Raw genomic sequence first — 14,576 nt, forward strand, 5'->3', positions numbered from 1 at the left:
CCCTCCTGCCTTCGACAGCTCTCGACGGTCACCGGGTACCCCGCCTGCGCCCGGACCCCGCTGCCCGCTCCGGCGGTGTTGTGCGCGCGGGTCGGGGGGTACCGGGGACACTGCCGTCGGATGCCGCCAGTGGGAGGCAGGCATGGACACTCAGGTCGACCGATCGCACGGCCCTGGGGCAGCTGTACGCCGTACGGCCGAAACGAGACGTGGCCCGTGCGCGTGGACACATATGTGGACACATATCTCGAGGCGGGTGTCGAACACGGCCAGGTACAGCAGTGGAGCCGGCCGCCTCGATCCTCCATTCCGACGGCGGCGCGATGGACATCGCGGTCATGGACGGGCGCATGGTCGGCGTATGCGGACGAGCCGACGATCGCGTCAACCATGGCCGGCTCGGACCCAAGGACCTCTTCGGGTGGCAGACAGGTACCTCCCCCGGCCGGCTGACGAGCCCCCTGATCCGTGAGGAGGGGCACCTCGTGGAATGCGACTGGGCCACTGCGATGGAGCGGATCGTCTCAAGGTCTCGGGGACTGCTGGACCAGCGCCGCCCGGGGTCGATCGGCTTCTACACCAGCGGGCGGTTGTACCTGGAGGAGTACTACACACTCGCCGTGCTGGCTCGGGCCGGGGTCGGCACCAACCATCTGGACGGCAACGCCCGCCTGTGCACGTCCACCGCCGCCGAGGCGCTGAAGGAATCCTTCGGCTGCGACGGGCAGCCGGGCAGCTACGACGACATCGACCATGCGGACGTGATCGCCCTGTTCGGGCACAACATCGCCGAGAACCGCCCGTGGCGGGTCATGCACATTGAGCCGGGCGTTAGGCATCGGAACGCTCGGCTGACTGAAACTGCGGACGCCTGCTGGCGTCACCCCGTTACGCGGACAACAGCCCCACGGAGATCACTCGTCTTCGTATTCGTCTTCTGTTTCGTCCTCGGAGTATTCGTCCTCCGGAGCCTCTTCCCCTTCTTCGGGTTCTTCGTCCTCCGGCGCCTCTTCCCCTTCTTCGGGTTCTTCGTCCTCGTACTCGGCTTCTTCCTCTTCCAGTGCCTCTTCGTGAGTGCGCACCACCTCGCCCTGGCGGATCTCGCCGCGCCAGCCGTCGGCGTCCTCGTCCGAGAGAGTGACGTAGCGCTGGAAGTGTTTGGCGTCGAGCCGGAGTCGGCGGCCCTGGGCGCGCCAGAGGTTGCCGGTTTTCTCGAAGAAGCCCGAAGGGTAGTACTCGACGACGAGCACGATGTGCGTGAGCGTGGGCGTGATTTCGTGGAAGCTGACGCAGCCTCGGGTGCTGCCTTTGGCGCCGTCCGAAGTCCACATGATGCGCTCGTCCGGGATCTGTTCTTGGATGGTGGCCTTCCAGGAACGGGTGGACGGACCCACCTTTACCTTCCAGTCACTGCTGGTTTCGTCACCTTGTGACACGCTGCGCACGCCTTTGGTGAAGGAGCTGAACTTCTCGAACCGGGTCCAGTGGTCGTAGGCGACGCGTACGGGGACGCCCACATCCAGGTGCTCGATGATGGTCGTGACCTTGGGATTACCGGACTTTCTACCCTTGCCGCCGCCGAACAGGCTCGAAACCTTCTCGGCCGCGCTGTCCTTGATGTCTTTCGCCTTCTCGCCGATCAGGGCCTTGAGAGGCGAGTCCCCCTGGAGTACGCGGGCGCCGACTTTGGGGAGCACGCCGCCGTTCTCAGCCACGTCCAGCAACTGGTCGGTGAGGCCTTCCACTTTGTCGCCCGCCAGGTCCGCGAGATGCTCGACCTGCGCACCGGCGTAGCCGACGAGTTCGTCACGCAACCGGTCGAGGCCGGAGGGTTCGTCCCGCCCGGTCTTCTGTGCCGTCCTGGCCATGGCCTACCTCCGCCGCGTGGTGGACGCCCTTTTGGCCGTCGTCTTCTTCGGGGCACTCTTCCTGGGGGCGGTTTTCTTCGCCGCGGTTTTCCTGGCCGGAGCCGCTTTTTTCGTGGTCGTCTTCTTCGCCGGCTGTGCCTTCTTGGCGGTGGTCTTACGCGCCGGCGCCTTTCGCGGCTTGGCTGTGCGGCGGTGGCCGCCCGGCTCCTCCTGGGCGTCTTCAGCCCCGTGGCCGGGACGCCGACGCTTGGAGGTGGGCCTCTTGGCCCGGGGCTGTTCTTCTTCTTCCGGCTCTTCTTCGCCGGGTTCCTCTTCTTCCTCGTCCTCCCCCTCTACCTCCTCGTACTCTTCTTCGGCCTCTGGCTCGTACTCTTCTTCCTCGCCTTCCTCTTGCCTCTCGCTTCCGATGCGTGCGGTCCGCTCGTGCAAAGCGTCCGCGAGGTCGCCGAGTTTGCGGTCGGCAGCTGCCGCGAGGGCCTTGCGGCCCGCGTCCTTGAATTCGCCGCGCACCTGCTCGTTGAGGTCGGCGACCTGGGGGATCTCCTGGAGCTTGCGGAGCCCGTCACTGAGCAGTTGCTGGGGTTCCAGGCCGAAACGGCGGCCCGCGAGATAGGTGGCCACTCCGAAGGCGAGTCGCCCCTTCTTGGCCCGGCCGAGCACGTAGCCGCCGGCGAGTGCGGCAGCGAGAGCGATCTTCGTTGAATCGTTCATCGATCAATCCCTCCGGCGATCCGCTGCGCGGTCGCACGGCGGCGCGCGGCCGCCGGCGGCCCGTCGCGGCATTCTTCCAAGGTGCATATGGTGAAATAATACATTTGAGTGATGGGGGGTGCCGCTCCAACAACGGAGTTGGAACATGCCCGCCTCAGACAAAGACAGCACGGGGAGTGGCAGGCGCCCCTCCCGCAGTGACGACACCACACGCCGCACCGGGCACATCCGGAAATCCGCCCAGCACTCGGCGGCCTGGGCCATGCGTTCCGCCGCCCGGCAACTGGAGGAACTCCTCGGACGCGCCCCCGAGTCGGTTTCGGCAATCAAGCCGACCGAGGAGGGATGGGAGGCGGATGTCGAGGTACTCGAGCTGGAGCGAGTCCCCGAGACCACCAGCGTGCTCGGCACCTACCACGTCAGGCTGGACGCGGAGGGCGAACTGCTGGCGTACGAACGGACCCGCCGTTACACGCGCGGTCAGATCGACCGGCGTCGCTGATTCATGCACGAGGGGGTGGTGAAGGGAGGCGCCATGACTATGGTGCCGCAGGGCGAAAGCAGCCTCTCGCGTGGTAGCACGAGCAGCCTGTACGACGTCCTGGACCTGATTCTGGACCGCGGCCTCGTCATAGATGTCTTCGTCCGTGTGTCCCTCGTCGGTATCGAGATACTCAAGATCGACGCCCGCATTGTCGTCGCCAGTGTGGACACCTACCTTCGCTTCGCCGAGGCCTGCAACCGCCTCGACCTCGAAGCAGGTAGCAAGCAGCCCGCCCGGCTCACCGATCTCGTCGGCGAGATCACCGAAGGCGGGGCGGAGGGCAAGTCCAAGGGAGCTTTGACCGGCGCCGTCGAGGCCGTCAAGGACACCCTGACAGGTGACGGCGGTGAAGAGGATGCCGCGGCTGAAGACGAGGAGGACTATGAGGACGGCGAAGGTGAACAGGAGGAGCCCGAATACGAGGAGGAGCCCCGGCAGCAGCGCCGTCGACAGGCCAGGCGGGCTTCCCGGCGGCAGAGGGAGTGACCATGGCCGTCTACGTCTACTCCATCACCTCGAAGGACCACCCGATGCCTCTGGACGACGTCCACGGCGTCGGCGAGCCTCCCAGCTCACTGCGCACAGTGACAAACGGATCGCTGTGTGCGGTCGTCAGCGACGCGCCCGAGGAGCTGCGTGCCAGGCGGCGTGATGTGCTTGCTCACCAGGAAGTCCAGGAGCGGCTGATGGCCGAGGGTGCCGTGCTGCCGCTGCAGTTCGGCATGACGGCCGAGAGTGACGAAGCTGTACGCGCAGCCCTGGAGGACAGGGCCGACGAGTACCGGGAACGGCTGCGAAGCCTGGAAGGCGTCAGGGAGTACAACCTGAAGGTCTCCTGGGAGGAAGGGGCGCTGCTGCGCCGGATCCTGCTGGAGTCCGAGGAGGCCCGTGAACTGAACGCCGCCACTCGCGGCGGCAACGGCACCCCGCAGATGTCACTCGCGCTCGGCGAACTGGTCGCGCAGGAAGCCGAGGTTCGGCAACAGGCGCTCGCCACGGGCATCGTCGAGGCTCTGCGCCCGTACGCGCGCGACGAGACCCTCTCTCCCCCCGGCGGCCGTGACTTCCTCAACATCTCCTTCCTGGTCCCGGCGGACGAGGAGGAAATGTTCCAAGCCACGGGGAGCAGACTGGCCAACCAACTGGGCGAGGAATGCGAGGTCCGACTACGCGGCCCTCTGCCCCCGTACAGTTTCGTCTGAGAGGCGCAGCTCATGGGCCTGCTGTCTCAGCTCCTCACCTTCCCGCTGGCGCCCGTGCGGGGTGTGGGCTGGGTTGTCGACCGGGTGGTCGAGGCCGCCGAGCGGGAGTACTACGACCCCGAGCCCGTCGAGCGTGAACTGGCCGCGCTGGAGCGAGCCCTGCTTGAGGGCCGCATCGATCAGAAGACCTTCGACGAGCACGAGGGCCGGCTCCTCGACCGTCTGGAGGAGATCACAGCCTACTGGCGGGGCGACCACGCTCCCTGAGCTGGAATCGAGGTGGCTGCGGTGTCGGAATCCCCCGCGAACCGGCTGAGCGCGTACCCGTCCAGGGCCGCGCCCTCGTACGGCTACGGACAAGGTTCCTCCGCCAACCTGGCCGACATCCTCGAGCGCGTCCTGGACAAGGGAATCGTCATCGCCGGGGACATCCGGATCAATCTCCTGGACATCGAGTTGCTCACCGTCAAACTCCGGCTCATCGTCGCCTCCGTCGACAAGGCCAAGGAAATGGGAATTGACTGGTGGGAGCACGATCCGTCGCTTTCCTCCCGGTCTGGCGAGCGTGCACTGGCCGAAGAGAACAGACGGTTGCACGCAGAGATCGAGTCGCTGAAAGGCGAGCGTGAGCTGCCGCCCGACGAGGAGCGGACCGCCGCGCGGCGCCGCCCGAGATCCTCCACCACGCGACACCGGAACGGGACTGCCGATGACTGAACCGGTCACCTATGCCTACGCCGTACTACGCACAGCAGAGGGGCTTGCTGAGGCCCTGGGCGATGTGAAGGGTGTGGCAGGGGCGTCCGTTCGCCTGGTACGGGAAGAATCCGGGAGTGAACTGACGGCTGCCGTCAGTTCGGTGCCCGCCCAGGACTTCCAGGAGAGCGCCCTGCGACGCCATCTGGAGGACCTGGACTGGCTCGAGGCCGTCGCCCGCGCCCACCACGCGGTGATCGAGGCCCTAGCCGCGCGTACCACCGTCCTGCCCCTGCGGCTCGCCACGGTGTACCTGGACGACACACGGGTGGGGGCCATGCTGCGCGAGGAGGCGGACGGGCTCTCCCGCGCTCTTCGGCGGCTGGCAGGACATCTCGAATGGGGTGTGAAGATCTACGTGGAGCCGCAGCCGGACGCGCAGGCCACCGATGAGGCGGGCGCGGTCGGCCCGGCCGGCGGGCTCAGTCCGGGCAGGGCCTATCTGCGCGCTCGCCGCTCCCAGCGGCACTCGCGCGACGAGGCCTACAAGGCCGCCCGGCAGGCCGCCGAACGCGTCGAAGCGATCGGCCACACCATGGCGGCGGGCCACGCCCGGCACCGGGTACAGCAAGGAGAACTCGCCGCTGACGCCGACGAGAACGTCGTCAACGACGCCTACCTCCTCTCGCGTGAGGCGGCGGCAGGCTTCCGCACGCGGGTGCTTGAGGTTGCCCAGGGACTGTCCGGCGTGCGGATCGACGTCACTGGACCCTGGGCGCCGTACTCCTTCGTCGCCCAGCCGGGGACGCAGACATCCCCAACGGACCCGGCGCCATGAACGACGTGACGCACCCGCCCGGGGCCGAGCCGCTGGCGCAGCGCCAGGTGGCCCTCATCGACCTGCTCGACCGCCTGCTGAGCGGCGGCGTCGTCCTCACCGGGGACGTGGTCCTGTCGATCGCCGACATCGACCTGGTGCGCATCTCATTGCGGGCCCTGATCGTCTCTGTGAGCGCCCAGAACCCGTCACCGTGGATGACGCCGACACGCCCTGGGGAGGCGTCATGACGGGTGTGGTCGCCGGGGGCGGGCACACCGATCCCCCCGACCGTCTGGGCGAGGTCGCCGAAGCGGCCGCCCGGGCCTGCCGGCTGCTGTCCGCGGTACCCGAGGTCACCACACCGGCCCGACCGTCACCGCGCCCCGCCCGCCGCATCAGTACCGACCCGGACACCGTCGAACGGGACCTGGTCAGGCTTGTCCTCACCCTGGTTGAACTGCTGCGGCAACTCATGGAGCGCCAGGCGTTGCATCGCGTTGACCAAGGCGATCTCACCGAGGAGCAGGAAGAGCGGCTCGGTTGCACTCTCATGATCCTCCACGACCGGATGTCCGAGCTGTGCACCCGCTACGGCCTGACCATGGAGGACCTCAACCTGGACTTGGGCCCGCTCGGCCCCCTCCTTCCCCCTGATCGCGCAAGTGACACCCCTCCCTGAGCGGTCCCGCGGTCGTGATCATGTAAACGGTGCGAGACGCGTTCCCACCGCAGTGACTGCTGTTTTCCTGCGAGATATGGGGTACCCGACGTGGGTGTCCACATCCTCCGATGGCTAGGAGAGTGAACAACGATGGCCGTAGAGAAAAAGGCCAAGGGCAAGATTGAAGAAGCCGCAGGCAAGACCAAAGAGGCGGTCGGACGCACCGTGGGCAACGAGCGGCTGACAGCCGAAGGACAGGCCAAGAAGTCGAAGGGCGCAGCGCGCCAGGCCAAGGAGAAGACCAAGGACGTCTTCAAGCACTGATCAGGAAAGTCCTGGGCGGGATCCCTGAAATCCGGATCCCGCCCTCTCTGGGGTCAAGTCGCACGTCACCAGTCTGATCCAGCAGGGCTCATGCCATAAAGAGCGTCCGGATCGGAGGCAGACGGCACGCCATCAAAATCACCAGTAGTGACGTCGGCCGGCGACTGCGTGCCCCATTGATCCCATGGCCCACAACGCGATTCCGACCACAGCCAGAATGAGGCCTATGGTCCAGAGGATCGATATTCCTGTGACGAAACCGACTATGAGTAGAACGATTCCGAGTGCGATCATGACGTGCCTCCTGCAGTGGGTGATGGCTCCTCCTTCACGGGTTCCCCGAAAATGGTTCCTTTCGTCGGCGGTGCGGCGAAAATCTGAAGCACGCTCAATCCCGTAGTGTCGATCCGTAATGCCGATGGCCCGCTCGTTGGCGGCAGGGCGACCTCGTGAGCTGGCCCGTGAGGGCGCCTGGGTATCCATCGGCCAGTGACCGGGCCCCGTCGTCGGACCTGGCCCTGTCCCCGACATCCGCGAGCGCGGGGGACCGTCGATCCGTGATGTCACGACTGGTCCTGCGCTGTGCCGTGAAGTGCCACATCCGAAGGCGGCTGCCTCCCTACGGGGAAGCAGCAGTGTTCGACGTCGGCGGCACTTCGGGCCTCAGTCGTCCTGCGCACGCACCGAGTGACGTGCACCCGGCCTATGAATGCTCCCGGCCTTGGAGTATCGGGCGCCGGGTCTGGCCTCCGCGGGTGCGGTGCCGGGGGTGTCCGTCGGCCAGACGTGTTCGGGCGACGGCTGCCGTGAGCTGTCTTTGTACCGGGTCCGGCAGAGACGTTCCCTGCACGGTGGTGACAACGTCTTCGGCCTGCCTCAGGTGGGGAGATTTCCCCCGAAACCGTCGAACGGACTGGCCGGGTGCCTCAGCCCTGGGTTTTGCCCGGGAGCCGTTCATCGGGCGACGAGGGCTTGGAAGCCGCCATGGCTCACGCGTGCGCCGCGTCTGGGGTGGCGTGGTCGGTGATCCAGCGGTCGACGCGGGCCCACTGGGTGAGCAGCCACTCGCTGCGGGCAGCGTCGCCCAGTGGGACGCGGCTTGCGGGTATGCGCCACCAGCGTGCCCGCACGCCGTCGCGGAGCGGCAGCTGGCTCCAAACGGTGCGCGCCGAGTGCACGACGTCGAGGCCGGTGTGGGCGACGAAGACCACGTCGGCCGCGGGCGCGGCGGCGATCGCGGCGAGTGCGCCGGCGTCCAGCGGTGGGAGGACATGGTGCATCTGTTCCGCGCGGGATGCCCGGCGCAGCAATCCCCGGCGGCGCAGTGAGGCGATCGCGCGCCGGCGGCGGCGCGGTGTGAAGTTGCCGCCCTCCGGAAAGATCACGAGGGCGTCGCCCGGTCCCAGCTTGGCCGCCAGGTCCGCGATCGCGTCCTCGGCGCGGCCGTCGAGGGGCGGGAGGAAGCAGTGGGGGACCCGCCCGATGAGGACGTCGAGAGCGGGGTCGGCGCGTAGCGTTCGCTTCAGAACGGTGTGCGGGCGCAACCCGGCCTGGCTGAGCAATATCTGGAGCAGCAGGAAGGAGTCACCGACCCCGGCATGCCGTACGAAGACCAGGACCGGTACCACGGCGTGTCCGGTCCCGCCTGGTGGCGGGGGCCTCACTTCCACCTGGAGCCGGAAGACTCGCTCGCCCGCGCGTCGTAGCAGCCGCAGCAGCCGCTCCAGCACGGCGAATGCGTCCGCGGCGCGTCGCTCCTCGCGGTTCTGTTTGTCGGGCAGCTGTCGCACCCACAGAACGGCGGCGGCCATCAGCCCGGCCAACTCCACCAGGAGGTAGAAAACCGCGAAGCTGGTGATCCGCACCGGTCTCCAGGGGCCGCGTGTGGCGAGGGAGACCGGCGCGCAGAGCACGCCTGCGGCGACGACGAGCGTGGCCACCGTCGGGATGAGGGCGAACAGCAGCGTCACGGTGGCTGTGCGGCGCAGCCCGGTTACCAGCGCCCCGGCCAGCCGCGCCTCGTGTCTTCGGGACGTACTCGCATCGGTCATGGCTCGCCGTCGGGTGTGCTGAGAGCGGTCTCGAGATAGCGGGAGGAGGCGGCGTAGGCGCGCTCGATGCGCTCGGCGGTCCGGCCGAAGCTGCGGTGGCGCAACTGCCGCAGTGTGGCTGTGCCTTCTTCGGGACCCGAGCCTGACGGCAGCACGCGGACCGTGACACCGGGCGGCAGGTCCGCCATGTCGCGGGCGAATCGGTGTCTGCGAGCGATCTCGAACGCCACCAGCGCCACCTGCCAGGGGGCCCGCGGCGGGCAGAGGGCTCGCTCGACACGGCCGACCTGCAGCACATAGACCTCGGTCGCACCGAGGGCCACCGCGCGTCCGACGGGGATGCTGTTGACCAGACCGCCGTCGACGTAGTGCTCGCCGTCAAGGGGGACAGGCGGCAGCAGCCCGGGTACTGCGCACGAAGCGAGCACGGCATCCACCAGCGGCCCGGCGGCGAACCAGTGCTCGGCGGCCCGCTCGATGTTCGCCGCCACGCACTGGAACGGCAGGGCCAGATCTTCGATGTCTGTCACCGGAAGGTGGGAGGAGAGCAGTTCGCGCAGCGGTGTGGGGTGGTACATGTGAGTGCCACTGCGCGCGACGGTACTCATCCGTCTGAGCAGCGATCCGGAGAACACTCCGGCACGTCCGAGGCCGGTCCACAGGTCGGCGAGCCGGGCCACCGACGCCCGCGACGGATCGGCGGCGACGGCTGCGCCGTTGATCGCGCCGACGGAGGTGCCCACGACGAGGTTCGGGTGTACGGCGGCGGCGAAGAGCGCCTTGAGCATGCCGACCTCGTAGGCGCCGAGCGCACCGCCGCCGCCCAGCACGAAGGCGCGGGTCGGTGGGTGGGCTGGACGGCTGTCCTCCATGGCCGAAGGGTGCCCCGGTACGGCGCCGTCAACCACTGCGCGAGAGCCGACGGCGCCGACTGTCAAATGACCAGGACCCGGCGCCCGCGCGTGTGGCCGGACTGGCTGTCCATGTGCGCCGCCGCGGCCTCGGCCAGCGGGTACGACTTCTCGACCGGGATGCGCAGCTTTCCCCGCGAGATGAGGCCGACGGCCTCGGCGAGCGCTTCCGGCATGCTCCCGGCCACGCCGGAGAATCGGACACCGAGCGCCGGCGCACCGAGATCGGCGATGGAGATCACCTTCCGCGGATCCCCGGTCAGCCCGACGAGCTCCCGGATCACGCCCGAGCCGGCCAGATCGAGGGCTGCGTCGACATGTCCGAGCCGGCGCACCCGCGCGACCCAGCCCTCGCCGTACGTCGTGGCGAGGGCGCCCAGGCCGCGCAGATAGTCCTGGTTCGCAGCCCCAGCCGTGCCGATCACCGTGATCCCGCGGTCGCGGGCGATCTGCAACACCGCCGACCCGACTCCCCCGGCCGCACCGCTGACCAGCAGCGTCTGCCCGGACCGTACGCCGACCTCGCGGATGATGCGCAGCGCGGTCTCCACCACGGAGGGGTAACCGGCCGCCTCTTCGAACGTCAGCCCCTCGGGCATACGGGCCCAGGCCGACAGCACGGCGAACTCGGCATAGGTGCTTGAGCCTTCGCCGAACACGTGGTCTCCGACCCCGACGCCTGCTACGCCCTCGCCGACCTCGTCCACCACCCCGGAGGCGTCCAGTCCGACCCCGGAGGGCAACTCGACCGGATGGGCCCCCAGGATCTGACCTTCCCGGATCCTCCAGTCGACTGGATTCACGCCCGCCGCCCGTACGGCGATACGTACCTGACCAGGGCCCGCGTGGGGCTCCTCGGCGTCCAGGAGCCGCAGTACGTCCGGACCGCCGAACTCGGCGAAGCTCACTCTCTTCATGCGGTCCACCGTAACACTAACCGTTAGGATTTAATATCTGTTCTGTTTTTGCATCTGGTAGCGTCAGACCATGACCGTGCCGACTGGACGCCGTGAGCGCAAGAAAGCCGCAACCCGTCAGAAGATCGCCGACACCGCCCTGCGGCTCTTCCTGCAGCGCGGATTCGACGCGGTGGGCATCCGCGACGTGGCCGCCGAGGCCGACGTGGCCGTCACCACGGTCTTCTCCCACTTCACCTCGAAAGAGGCCCTGGTGTTCGAGCGGGACGAAGACTTCGAGCAACGCCTCACGCATGCGGTCACCGGCCGGGCGCCGCACGAGCCGCTCATCCCCGCGCTGCGCCGCGAGGTCCAGGCGCTCGTGCGGCACTGCACCTCGGAGAGCGCCACCCCGATCTGGCGCATGATCGACGAATCACCCGCCCTGCGGGAGTACGAGGCGTCGATGAGGCTGCGCCACGCGGAGGCGCTGACAACGGCCATCGCCGCCGATCCCGACCTGCCCCAGACCACAACAGCCTGCCGGACGATCGCAAGGTTCGTGATCGACGCCTATTCACTGGCCCGTGAGGCGGCCGACCCGGATGCCGTGCTCGATGAGATCTTCCCGATGATCGAGGCAGCCTGGGCCGTCACCGGCCCCTCCGGTAACTCCACCATGGTCACGTGACGTTCCGCGTCGGTTACCGGCCAGGGGACTGCGGAGGTTCTGGAGGTTGTGCGAAGCGCACCCGGATCTTCTCGAAGCCCTTGAAGGCCTCCGTGGTCGCGTACGACTGATAGGCGCGGCGGTCTCCTGGGCTCAGGCGCACCCGGTCGGTGAAAGGAGTCAGCAGGCTGCGCGGCCACATCCGTCCTACCCGGACCGCGCTCACCTCCGCGGTGCTCAGGAAGATCAGTGCGCCCAGGTAGAGCCAGGCCAGCAGGCCGAGGACGATACCGAACATCCCGTAGGTCGCTGTGGCTCCCCGGAGCACATGGCTGACGTAGAAGGAGCCGGCCCACTGCACGAGCTGCCAGGCGCAGGCGCCGCCGAGGGCCGCCCGGGCCAGTCGGCGCACTGGCAGCTCGCGCTGGGTCAGGACCCGCTGGCTCAGCACGATCAGTCCGGTGTTCAGCACGACCGCCCCGGCGACCGCGGCGACCCGCGCCCCGGCCGCCGGGCGGGTCCCGAACACCGTTGCGGCCGCCACCGCCGAGGACAGCAGCGTGGTCACGCACAGCCCGGTCCCCAGGATCACCAGGAACAGAAGCCCCTTCAGCCGGGAACGGAGTGGGTCCGGCCGGGCGTGGCGGGGCACGGCCCAGATCTTGTTCAGCGCGTACTGGGCGGCCTGCGCCACGTTCAAGGCGCCGTACAGAGTGCCGATGACACCGGCCGCGAGGGCGAGTCCGCTGCCGTGCAGGGGGTGCACGTTGTGGCCCAACTGGTCACCGATGACGGGGAACTCGGCCAGCGCCGAGTCGAGGACTTGCTTCCGCAGGCCGGGATCGCCACTGAGCAGGGTGCCGAGGACGGCCACCAGGATCAGCAGGAGCGGGAAGAGAGATACGAAGGCGTAGTAAGCGAGCAGGGCCGCGAGATAGCTGCCCTGATCGTCGAAGAACTTGTAGACCACAGCCAGCGGGAACCCCACCCAGCGGTGCCGACGCTGGTACGCGTCCACGCGCGCGACGACTTCCATGGGACAACGAGTACCCTGCCCGTCGGCCCGGGCACTCGGCCCGTGCAACGGGCGGACATTCCGGGGTGCAGGGGCGGCGCCGATCCCATCAGATCCGATGTGCTTCGGGGCCGCAGCCCGACTGAGCCATCATGCCAGCGGGCTCCGTGGTAGTGAGGCGAGCAGGTGGGCCGGGTCCGCGAAAACGGCTTCGGCGCCGGCCTCCTCCAGCTCGTCACGCGGAATGCCGCCACACAGCAGCCCCACGCACCGCACGCCCGCACGGCTGCCCGCCCGCATGTCCCACACGGTGTCGCCGACGAACACTGCACGCTCCGCCGGGATCCCGGCCAGCTCCAAGGCCTTCTCCACGGGCTCGGGGGCGGGTTTGCCTTCGGTGACGTCATCGGCACTCGCCGTCGCCGTGATCGCGTCGTCCGCGTCGATCGCACGCCGGAGCGCAGACAACTCGCCGCCACTCGCCGATGTGGCGAGGACGACCGTCCAGCCGTCTGCGGCCAGCCGCCGCAGCAGACGTCCCGCGCCCGGCAGCGCGGCCAGGAGTTCGAAATGCTGGGCATAGAGCGTCTTGTGGGCTGCGCTGATGTCGGCCCCTTCGTCCTCGGCCCGGTCCGCACCGAGAAGATGGGCGACAAGGTCCTCTGAGCCGAGCCCGACCGCACGGTGAATCGCGTGCGTCGGCACTCGGTGGCCTGCCTGACGGAACGCCTCCCACCAGGTCACGACGTGCAGATGGTTGGTGTCGACGAGAGTTCCGTCCACGTCGAACACGGCTGCGCGGCCGTTGCCGTTGTCCGAATGGCTCTTGTTTGTGGACATGACGAGACTCCTCTGGATGTCATGACCGGCCGCCTCAGCCTGGCTCGAGTGGGTGCCGGGTTCCCGCCAAGACGGCATGGCACGCACGGCCCTGCCATGGGGAGGACAGCTGCTGTCTTCGCCGCACTCTTCGTGGGTACCCGGTGCATCAACCCACGAGGAAAGGTATGGAACCCATGAGTTCGGTCAAGGAAACGGTCGACGTGGCGGCCCCGCTCCGCGTCGCGTACAACCAGTGGACTCAGTTCGAGGAATTCCCCCTCTTCATGGAAGGCGTCGACGAGGTCAGGCAACTCGACGACCGCCACAACCACTGGACCACCAGTATTGGCGGGGTACGGCGCGAGTTCGACACGGAGATCGTCGATCAGCTTCCGGACGACCGCATCACCTGGCGATCCGTCGCGGGAGACACCCGGCAGCGCGGATCGGTCCGGTTCGAGCGGATCGACGAGACGCACACACGTGTGGAACTCACGATGGATGTAGAGCCGACAGGCATCGCCGAGAAAGGCGCGGACGCGCTGGGCATGATCGACCGGCGGGTCAAAGGTGACCTGGGCCGCTTCAAGGACTACCTCGAAAGCCGCGGCCGCGAGAGCGGCGGCTGGCGCGGCCGCATCCGCCCCGCAGACCCCGGCTCTCCTCTCTGACGAGGTGCACGGGCATCCTCGACAGGCGCGAACTCACGATGGCGCGAGCCCGGGTCGGCCCCGCGCTCGCTGTCGGCCGGGCCCGTCGCGGCGCACGGTGGCGTCGGCAGGGCCCGGCGCGGGCCGCCGATCAGGTGAGACCACGCCACCGTGCGGACACCTGCGCTGGGCGGCACTGACCCAACCGGAGGGACGAAAGGCGGAGCGCACTACGAGACACGGAGGAAGCGTGATCGACGAGCTGATGACCGACCACCGCGAGGTCGAGGAGATGTTCGGCCGCAACCAGGCCCTTCCCACGGGCGGGCGGCGACTGCGTGGCCTCGTGGACGGGCTCACCATCGAGCTGGCCCGGCACGCGGTCGCCGAGGAACAGTACCTGTACCCGGCGGTGTGCGAACACGTCGAGGGCGGCGCCCGGCTCGCGGACAAGGAGATCGCCGATCACGGCCGCATCGAGAAGATCGTCAAACAGCTGGAGACGGTGGACACCGAGAGCACGCAGATGAGCCCGCTCCTGGGGCAGCTCATGGCAGAAGTCGCCGAACACGTCGAGGACGAGGAGAGCAACCTCTTCCCGATGTTGCGCCGCGCCGCACCCGGAGCAGCTGAACGATCCCGGTGACAAGATCCGGCGGGCCTAGGCCATGGCCCCCGTTCGCCCACACCCCTCCGCGCCGAGCACACCGACAGCCAGCAAGTTCCTCTCGCCGG

Annotated in this window: 20 protein-coding genes and 1 pseudogene; 13 read left to right on the plus strand and 8 right to left on the minus strand. The window is 68.3% G+C overall.

The annotated features are described in order from the left end of the window. Positions 1-120: 120 nt before the first annotated feature. A pseudogene (locus A6P39_RS41450) lies at positions 121-821 on the plus strand (molybdopterin-dependent oxidoreductase); the annotation flags it as partial. 93 nt (positions 822-914) lie between these two features. On the opposite strand, the gene A6P39_RS41455 reads toward A6P39_RS41450, so the two are convergent. Both A6P39_RS41455 and A6P39_RS41460 read right to left on the minus strand, forming a co-directional pair. Continuing rightward, positions 915-1,868, minus strand: coding sequence for an SRPBCC family protein (locus A6P39_RS41455; protein WP_067045578.1), 954 nt, complete (start codon positions 1,866-1,868; stop codon positions 915-917). 3 nt (positions 1,869-1,871) lie between these two features. Next, positions 1,872-2,579, minus strand: a complete 708-nt coding sequence (locus A6P39_RS41460; protein ID WP_079133361.1) for a hypothetical protein — start codon at positions 2,577-2,579, stop codon at positions 1,872-1,874. Positions 2,580-2,724: 145 nt separating this feature from the next. Between A6P39_RS41460 and A6P39_RS41465 the strand changes: the two genes are divergently transcribed. From A6P39_RS41465 to A6P39_RS41505, 9 genes are all read left to right on the plus strand, one after another. Beyond that, positions 2,725-3,081, plus strand: a complete 357-nt coding sequence (locus A6P39_RS41465; protein WP_079133360.1) for a gas vesicle protein GvpO — start codon at positions 2,725-2,727, stop codon at positions 3,079-3,081. 33 nt (positions 3,082-3,114) lie between these two features. Then, positions 3,115-3,609, plus strand: a complete 495-nt coding sequence (gene gvpJ, locus A6P39_RS41470; RefSeq protein ID WP_067045740.1) for a gas vesicle protein GvpJ — start codon at positions 3,115-3,117, stop codon at positions 3,607-3,609. Between the two features lie 2 nt (positions 3,610-3,611). Next, a complete protein-coding gene (locus A6P39_RS41475; RefSeq protein ID WP_067045573.1) occupies positions 3,612-4,325 on the plus strand; it encodes a GvpL/GvpF family gas vesicle protein in 714 nt (237 codons plus the stop codon). Positions 4,326-4,337: 12 nt separating this feature from the next. Beyond that, positions 4,338-4,592, plus strand: coding sequence for a gas vesicle protein GvpG (locus A6P39_RS41480; protein ID WP_067045571.1), 255 nt, complete (start codon positions 4,338-4,340; stop codon positions 4,590-4,592). A 21-nt stretch (positions 4,593-4,613) separates the two neighbouring features. Next, on the plus strand, positions 4,614-5,042 hold the full coding sequence (locus A6P39_RS41485) for a gas vesicle protein (RefSeq protein ID WP_067045569.1): 429 nt from the start codon (positions 4,614-4,616) through the stop codon (positions 5,040-5,042). Continuing rightward, on the plus strand, positions 5,035-5,859 hold the full coding sequence (locus tag A6P39_RS41490; RefSeq protein WP_067045567.1) for a GvpL/GvpF family gas vesicle protein: 825 nt from the start codon (positions 5,035-5,037) through the stop codon (positions 5,857-5,859). The genes A6P39_RS41485 and A6P39_RS41490 overlap by 8 nt, the downstream gene beginning before the upstream one ends. Beyond that, positions 5,856-6,089 carry a gas vesicle protein gene (locus A6P39_RS41495; protein ID WP_067045565.1) on the plus strand — a complete coding sequence of 78 codons (234 nt, stop codon included), beginning with the start codon at positions 5,856-5,858 and terminating at the stop codon, positions 6,087-6,089. Before A6P39_RS41490 ends, A6P39_RS41495 begins: the two co-directional genes overlap by 4 nt. Next, positions 6,086-6,520: a gas vesicle protein K gene (locus A6P39_RS41500; RefSeq protein ID WP_067045562.1), complete on the plus strand. Its 435-nt coding sequence runs from the start codon at positions 6,086-6,088 to the stop codon at positions 6,518-6,520. Before A6P39_RS41495 ends, A6P39_RS41500 begins: the two co-directional genes overlap by 4 nt. Before the next feature lie 132 nt (positions 6,521-6,652). Continuing rightward, positions 6,653-6,826: a CsbD family protein gene (locus tag A6P39_RS41505; RefSeq protein ID WP_079133359.1), complete on the plus strand. Its 174-nt coding sequence runs from the start codon at positions 6,653-6,655 to the stop codon at positions 6,824-6,826. Positions 6,827-6,964: 138 nt separating this feature from the next. Here A6P39_RS41505 and A6P39_RS41510 read toward each other — a convergent pair whose 3' ends face one another. The 4 genes from A6P39_RS41510 to A6P39_RS41525 form a co-directional block, all read right to left on the minus strand. After that, entirely contained in the window at positions 6,965-7,120 is a 156-nt protein-coding gene (locus A6P39_RS41510; RefSeq protein WP_234378884.1) for a DUF6131 family protein, read from the minus strand. Positions 7,121-7,815: 695 nt separating this feature from the next. Continuing rightward, positions 7,816-8,877: a 1-acyl-sn-glycerol-3-phosphate acyltransferase gene (locus A6P39_RS41515; RefSeq protein WP_067045559.1), complete on the minus strand. Its 1,062-nt coding sequence runs from the start codon at positions 8,875-8,877 to the stop codon at positions 7,816-7,818. Further along, positions 8,874-9,749 (minus strand): patatin-like phospholipase family protein, encoded by an 876-nt coding sequence (locus A6P39_RS41520; RefSeq protein WP_067045556.1) that lies wholly within the window; start codon positions 9,747-9,749, stop codon positions 8,874-8,876. The genes A6P39_RS41515 and A6P39_RS41520 overlap by 4 nt, the downstream gene beginning before the upstream one ends. A 62-nt stretch (positions 9,750-9,811) precedes the next feature. Beyond that, a complete protein-coding gene (locus A6P39_RS41525) occupies positions 9,812-10,705 on the minus strand; it encodes an NADP-dependent oxidoreductase (RefSeq protein WP_067045554.1) in 894 nt (297 codons plus the stop codon). 70 nt (positions 10,706-10,775) lie between these two features. On the opposite strand from A6P39_RS41525, the gene A6P39_RS41530 reads away from it, so the two are divergent. Next, positions 10,776-11,375 carry a TetR/AcrR family transcriptional regulator gene (locus tag A6P39_RS41530; protein WP_067045551.1) on the plus strand — a complete coding sequence of 200 codons (600 nt, stop codon included), beginning with the start codon at positions 10,776-10,778 and terminating at the stop codon, positions 11,373-11,375. Between the two features lie 13 nt (positions 11,376-11,388). Here A6P39_RS41530 and A6P39_RS41535 read toward each other — a convergent pair whose 3' ends face one another. Continuing rightward, positions 11,389-12,390, minus strand: coding sequence for a YihY/virulence factor BrkB family protein (locus A6P39_RS41535; protein ID WP_067045548.1), 1,002 nt, complete (start codon positions 12,388-12,390; stop codon positions 11,389-11,391). A gap of 129 nt (positions 12,391-12,519) precedes the next feature. Then, positions 12,520-13,209, minus strand: a complete 690-nt coding sequence (locus A6P39_RS41540) for an HAD family hydrolase (RefSeq protein WP_067045546.1) — start codon at positions 13,207-13,209, stop codon at positions 12,520-12,522. A gap of 176 nt (positions 13,210-13,385) precedes the next feature. Here A6P39_RS41540 and A6P39_RS41545 point away from each other — a divergent pair, with 176 nt between their 5' ends. Further along, positions 13,386-13,862 (plus strand): SRPBCC family protein, encoded by a 477-nt coding sequence (locus A6P39_RS41545; RefSeq protein WP_067045738.1) that lies wholly within the window; start codon positions 13,386-13,388, stop codon positions 13,860-13,862. Between the two features lie 229 nt (positions 13,863-14,091). Then, complete coding sequence (locus A6P39_RS41550; protein WP_067045543.1) at positions 14,092-14,487, plus strand: hemerythrin domain-containing protein; 396 nt, start codon at positions 14,092-14,094, stop codon at positions 14,485-14,487. Positions 14,488-14,576: the final 89 nt, after the last annotated feature.

The sequence above is a fragment of the Streptomyces sp. FXJ1.172 genome, assembly GCF_001636945.3.
Classification (GTDB): Bacteria; Actinomycetota; Actinomycetes; order Streptomycetales; family Streptomycetaceae; genus Streptomyces.

What these genes read in the sequence shown, in the direction of transcription:
- A6P39_RS41465 (WP_079133360.1), top strand. Translation starts at nt 2,725, where the DNA reads ATGCCCGCCTCAGACAAAGACAGCACGGGGAGTGGCAGGCGCCCCTCC.
- A6P39_RS41505 (WP_079133359.1), top strand. Translation starts at nt 6,653, where the DNA reads ATGGCCGTAGAGAAAAAGGCCAAGGGCAAGATTGAAGAAGCCGCAGGC.
- A6P39_RS41510 (WP_234378884.1), bottom strand. Translation starts at nt 7,120, where the DNA reads ATGATCGCACTCGGAATCGTTCTACTCATAGTCGGTTTCGTCACAGGA.
- A6P39_RS41520 (WP_067045556.1), bottom strand. Translation starts at nt 9,749, where the DNA reads ATGGAGGACAGCCGTCCAGCCCACCCACCGACCCGCGCCTTCGTGCTG.
- gvpJ (WP_067045740.1), top strand. Translation starts at nt 3,115, where the DNA reads ATGACTATGGTGCCGCAGGGCGAAAGCAGCCTCTCGCGTGGTAGCACG.
- A6P39_RS41530 (WP_067045551.1), top strand. Translation starts at nt 10,776, where the DNA reads ATGACCGTGCCGACTGGACGCCGTGAGCGCAAGAAAGCCGCAACCCGT.
- A6P39_RS41495 (WP_067045565.1), top strand. Translation starts at nt 5,856, where the DNA reads ATGAACGACGTGACGCACCCGCCCGGGGCCGAGCCGCTGGCGCAGCGC.
- A6P39_RS41460 (WP_079133361.1), bottom strand. Translation starts at nt 2,579, where the DNA reads ATGAACGATTCAACGAAGATCGCTCTCGCTGCCGCACTCGCCGGCGGC.
- A6P39_RS41545 (WP_067045738.1), top strand. Translation starts at nt 13,386, where the DNA reads ATGAGTTCGGTCAAGGAAACGGTCGACGTGGCGGCCCCGCTCCGCGTC.
- A6P39_RS41525 (WP_067045554.1), bottom strand. Translation starts at nt 10,705, where the DNA reads ATGAAGAGAGTGAGCTTCGCCGAGTTCGGCGGTCCGGACGTACTGCGG.
- A6P39_RS41500 (WP_067045562.1), top strand. Translation starts at nt 6,086, where the DNA reads ATGACGGGTGTGGTCGCCGGGGGCGGGCACACCGATCCCCCCGACCGT.
- A6P39_RS41475 (WP_067045573.1), top strand. Translation starts at nt 3,612, where the DNA reads ATGGCCGTCTACGTCTACTCCATCACCTCGAAGGACCACCCGATGCCT.
- A6P39_RS41540 (WP_067045546.1), bottom strand. Translation starts at nt 13,209, where the DNA reads ATGTCCACAAACAAGAGCCATTCGGACAACGGCAACGGCCGCGCAGCC.
- A6P39_RS41480 (WP_067045571.1), top strand. Translation starts at nt 4,338, where the DNA reads ATGGGCCTGCTGTCTCAGCTCCTCACCTTCCCGCTGGCGCCCGTGCGG.
- A6P39_RS41535 (WP_067045548.1), bottom strand. Translation starts at nt 12,390, where the DNA reads ATGGAAGTCGTCGCGCGCGTGGACGCGTACCAGCGTCGGCACCGCTGG.
- A6P39_RS41490 (WP_067045567.1), top strand. Translation starts at nt 5,035, where the DNA reads ATGACTGAACCGGTCACCTATGCCTACGCCGTACTACGCACAGCAGAG.
- A6P39_RS41455 (WP_067045578.1), bottom strand. Translation starts at nt 1,868, where the DNA reads ATGGCCAGGACGGCACAGAAGACCGGGCGGGACGAACCCTCCGGCCTC.
- A6P39_RS41515 (WP_067045559.1), bottom strand. Translation starts at nt 8,877, where the DNA reads ATGACCGATGCGAGTACGTCCCGAAGACACGAGGCGCGGCTGGCCGGG.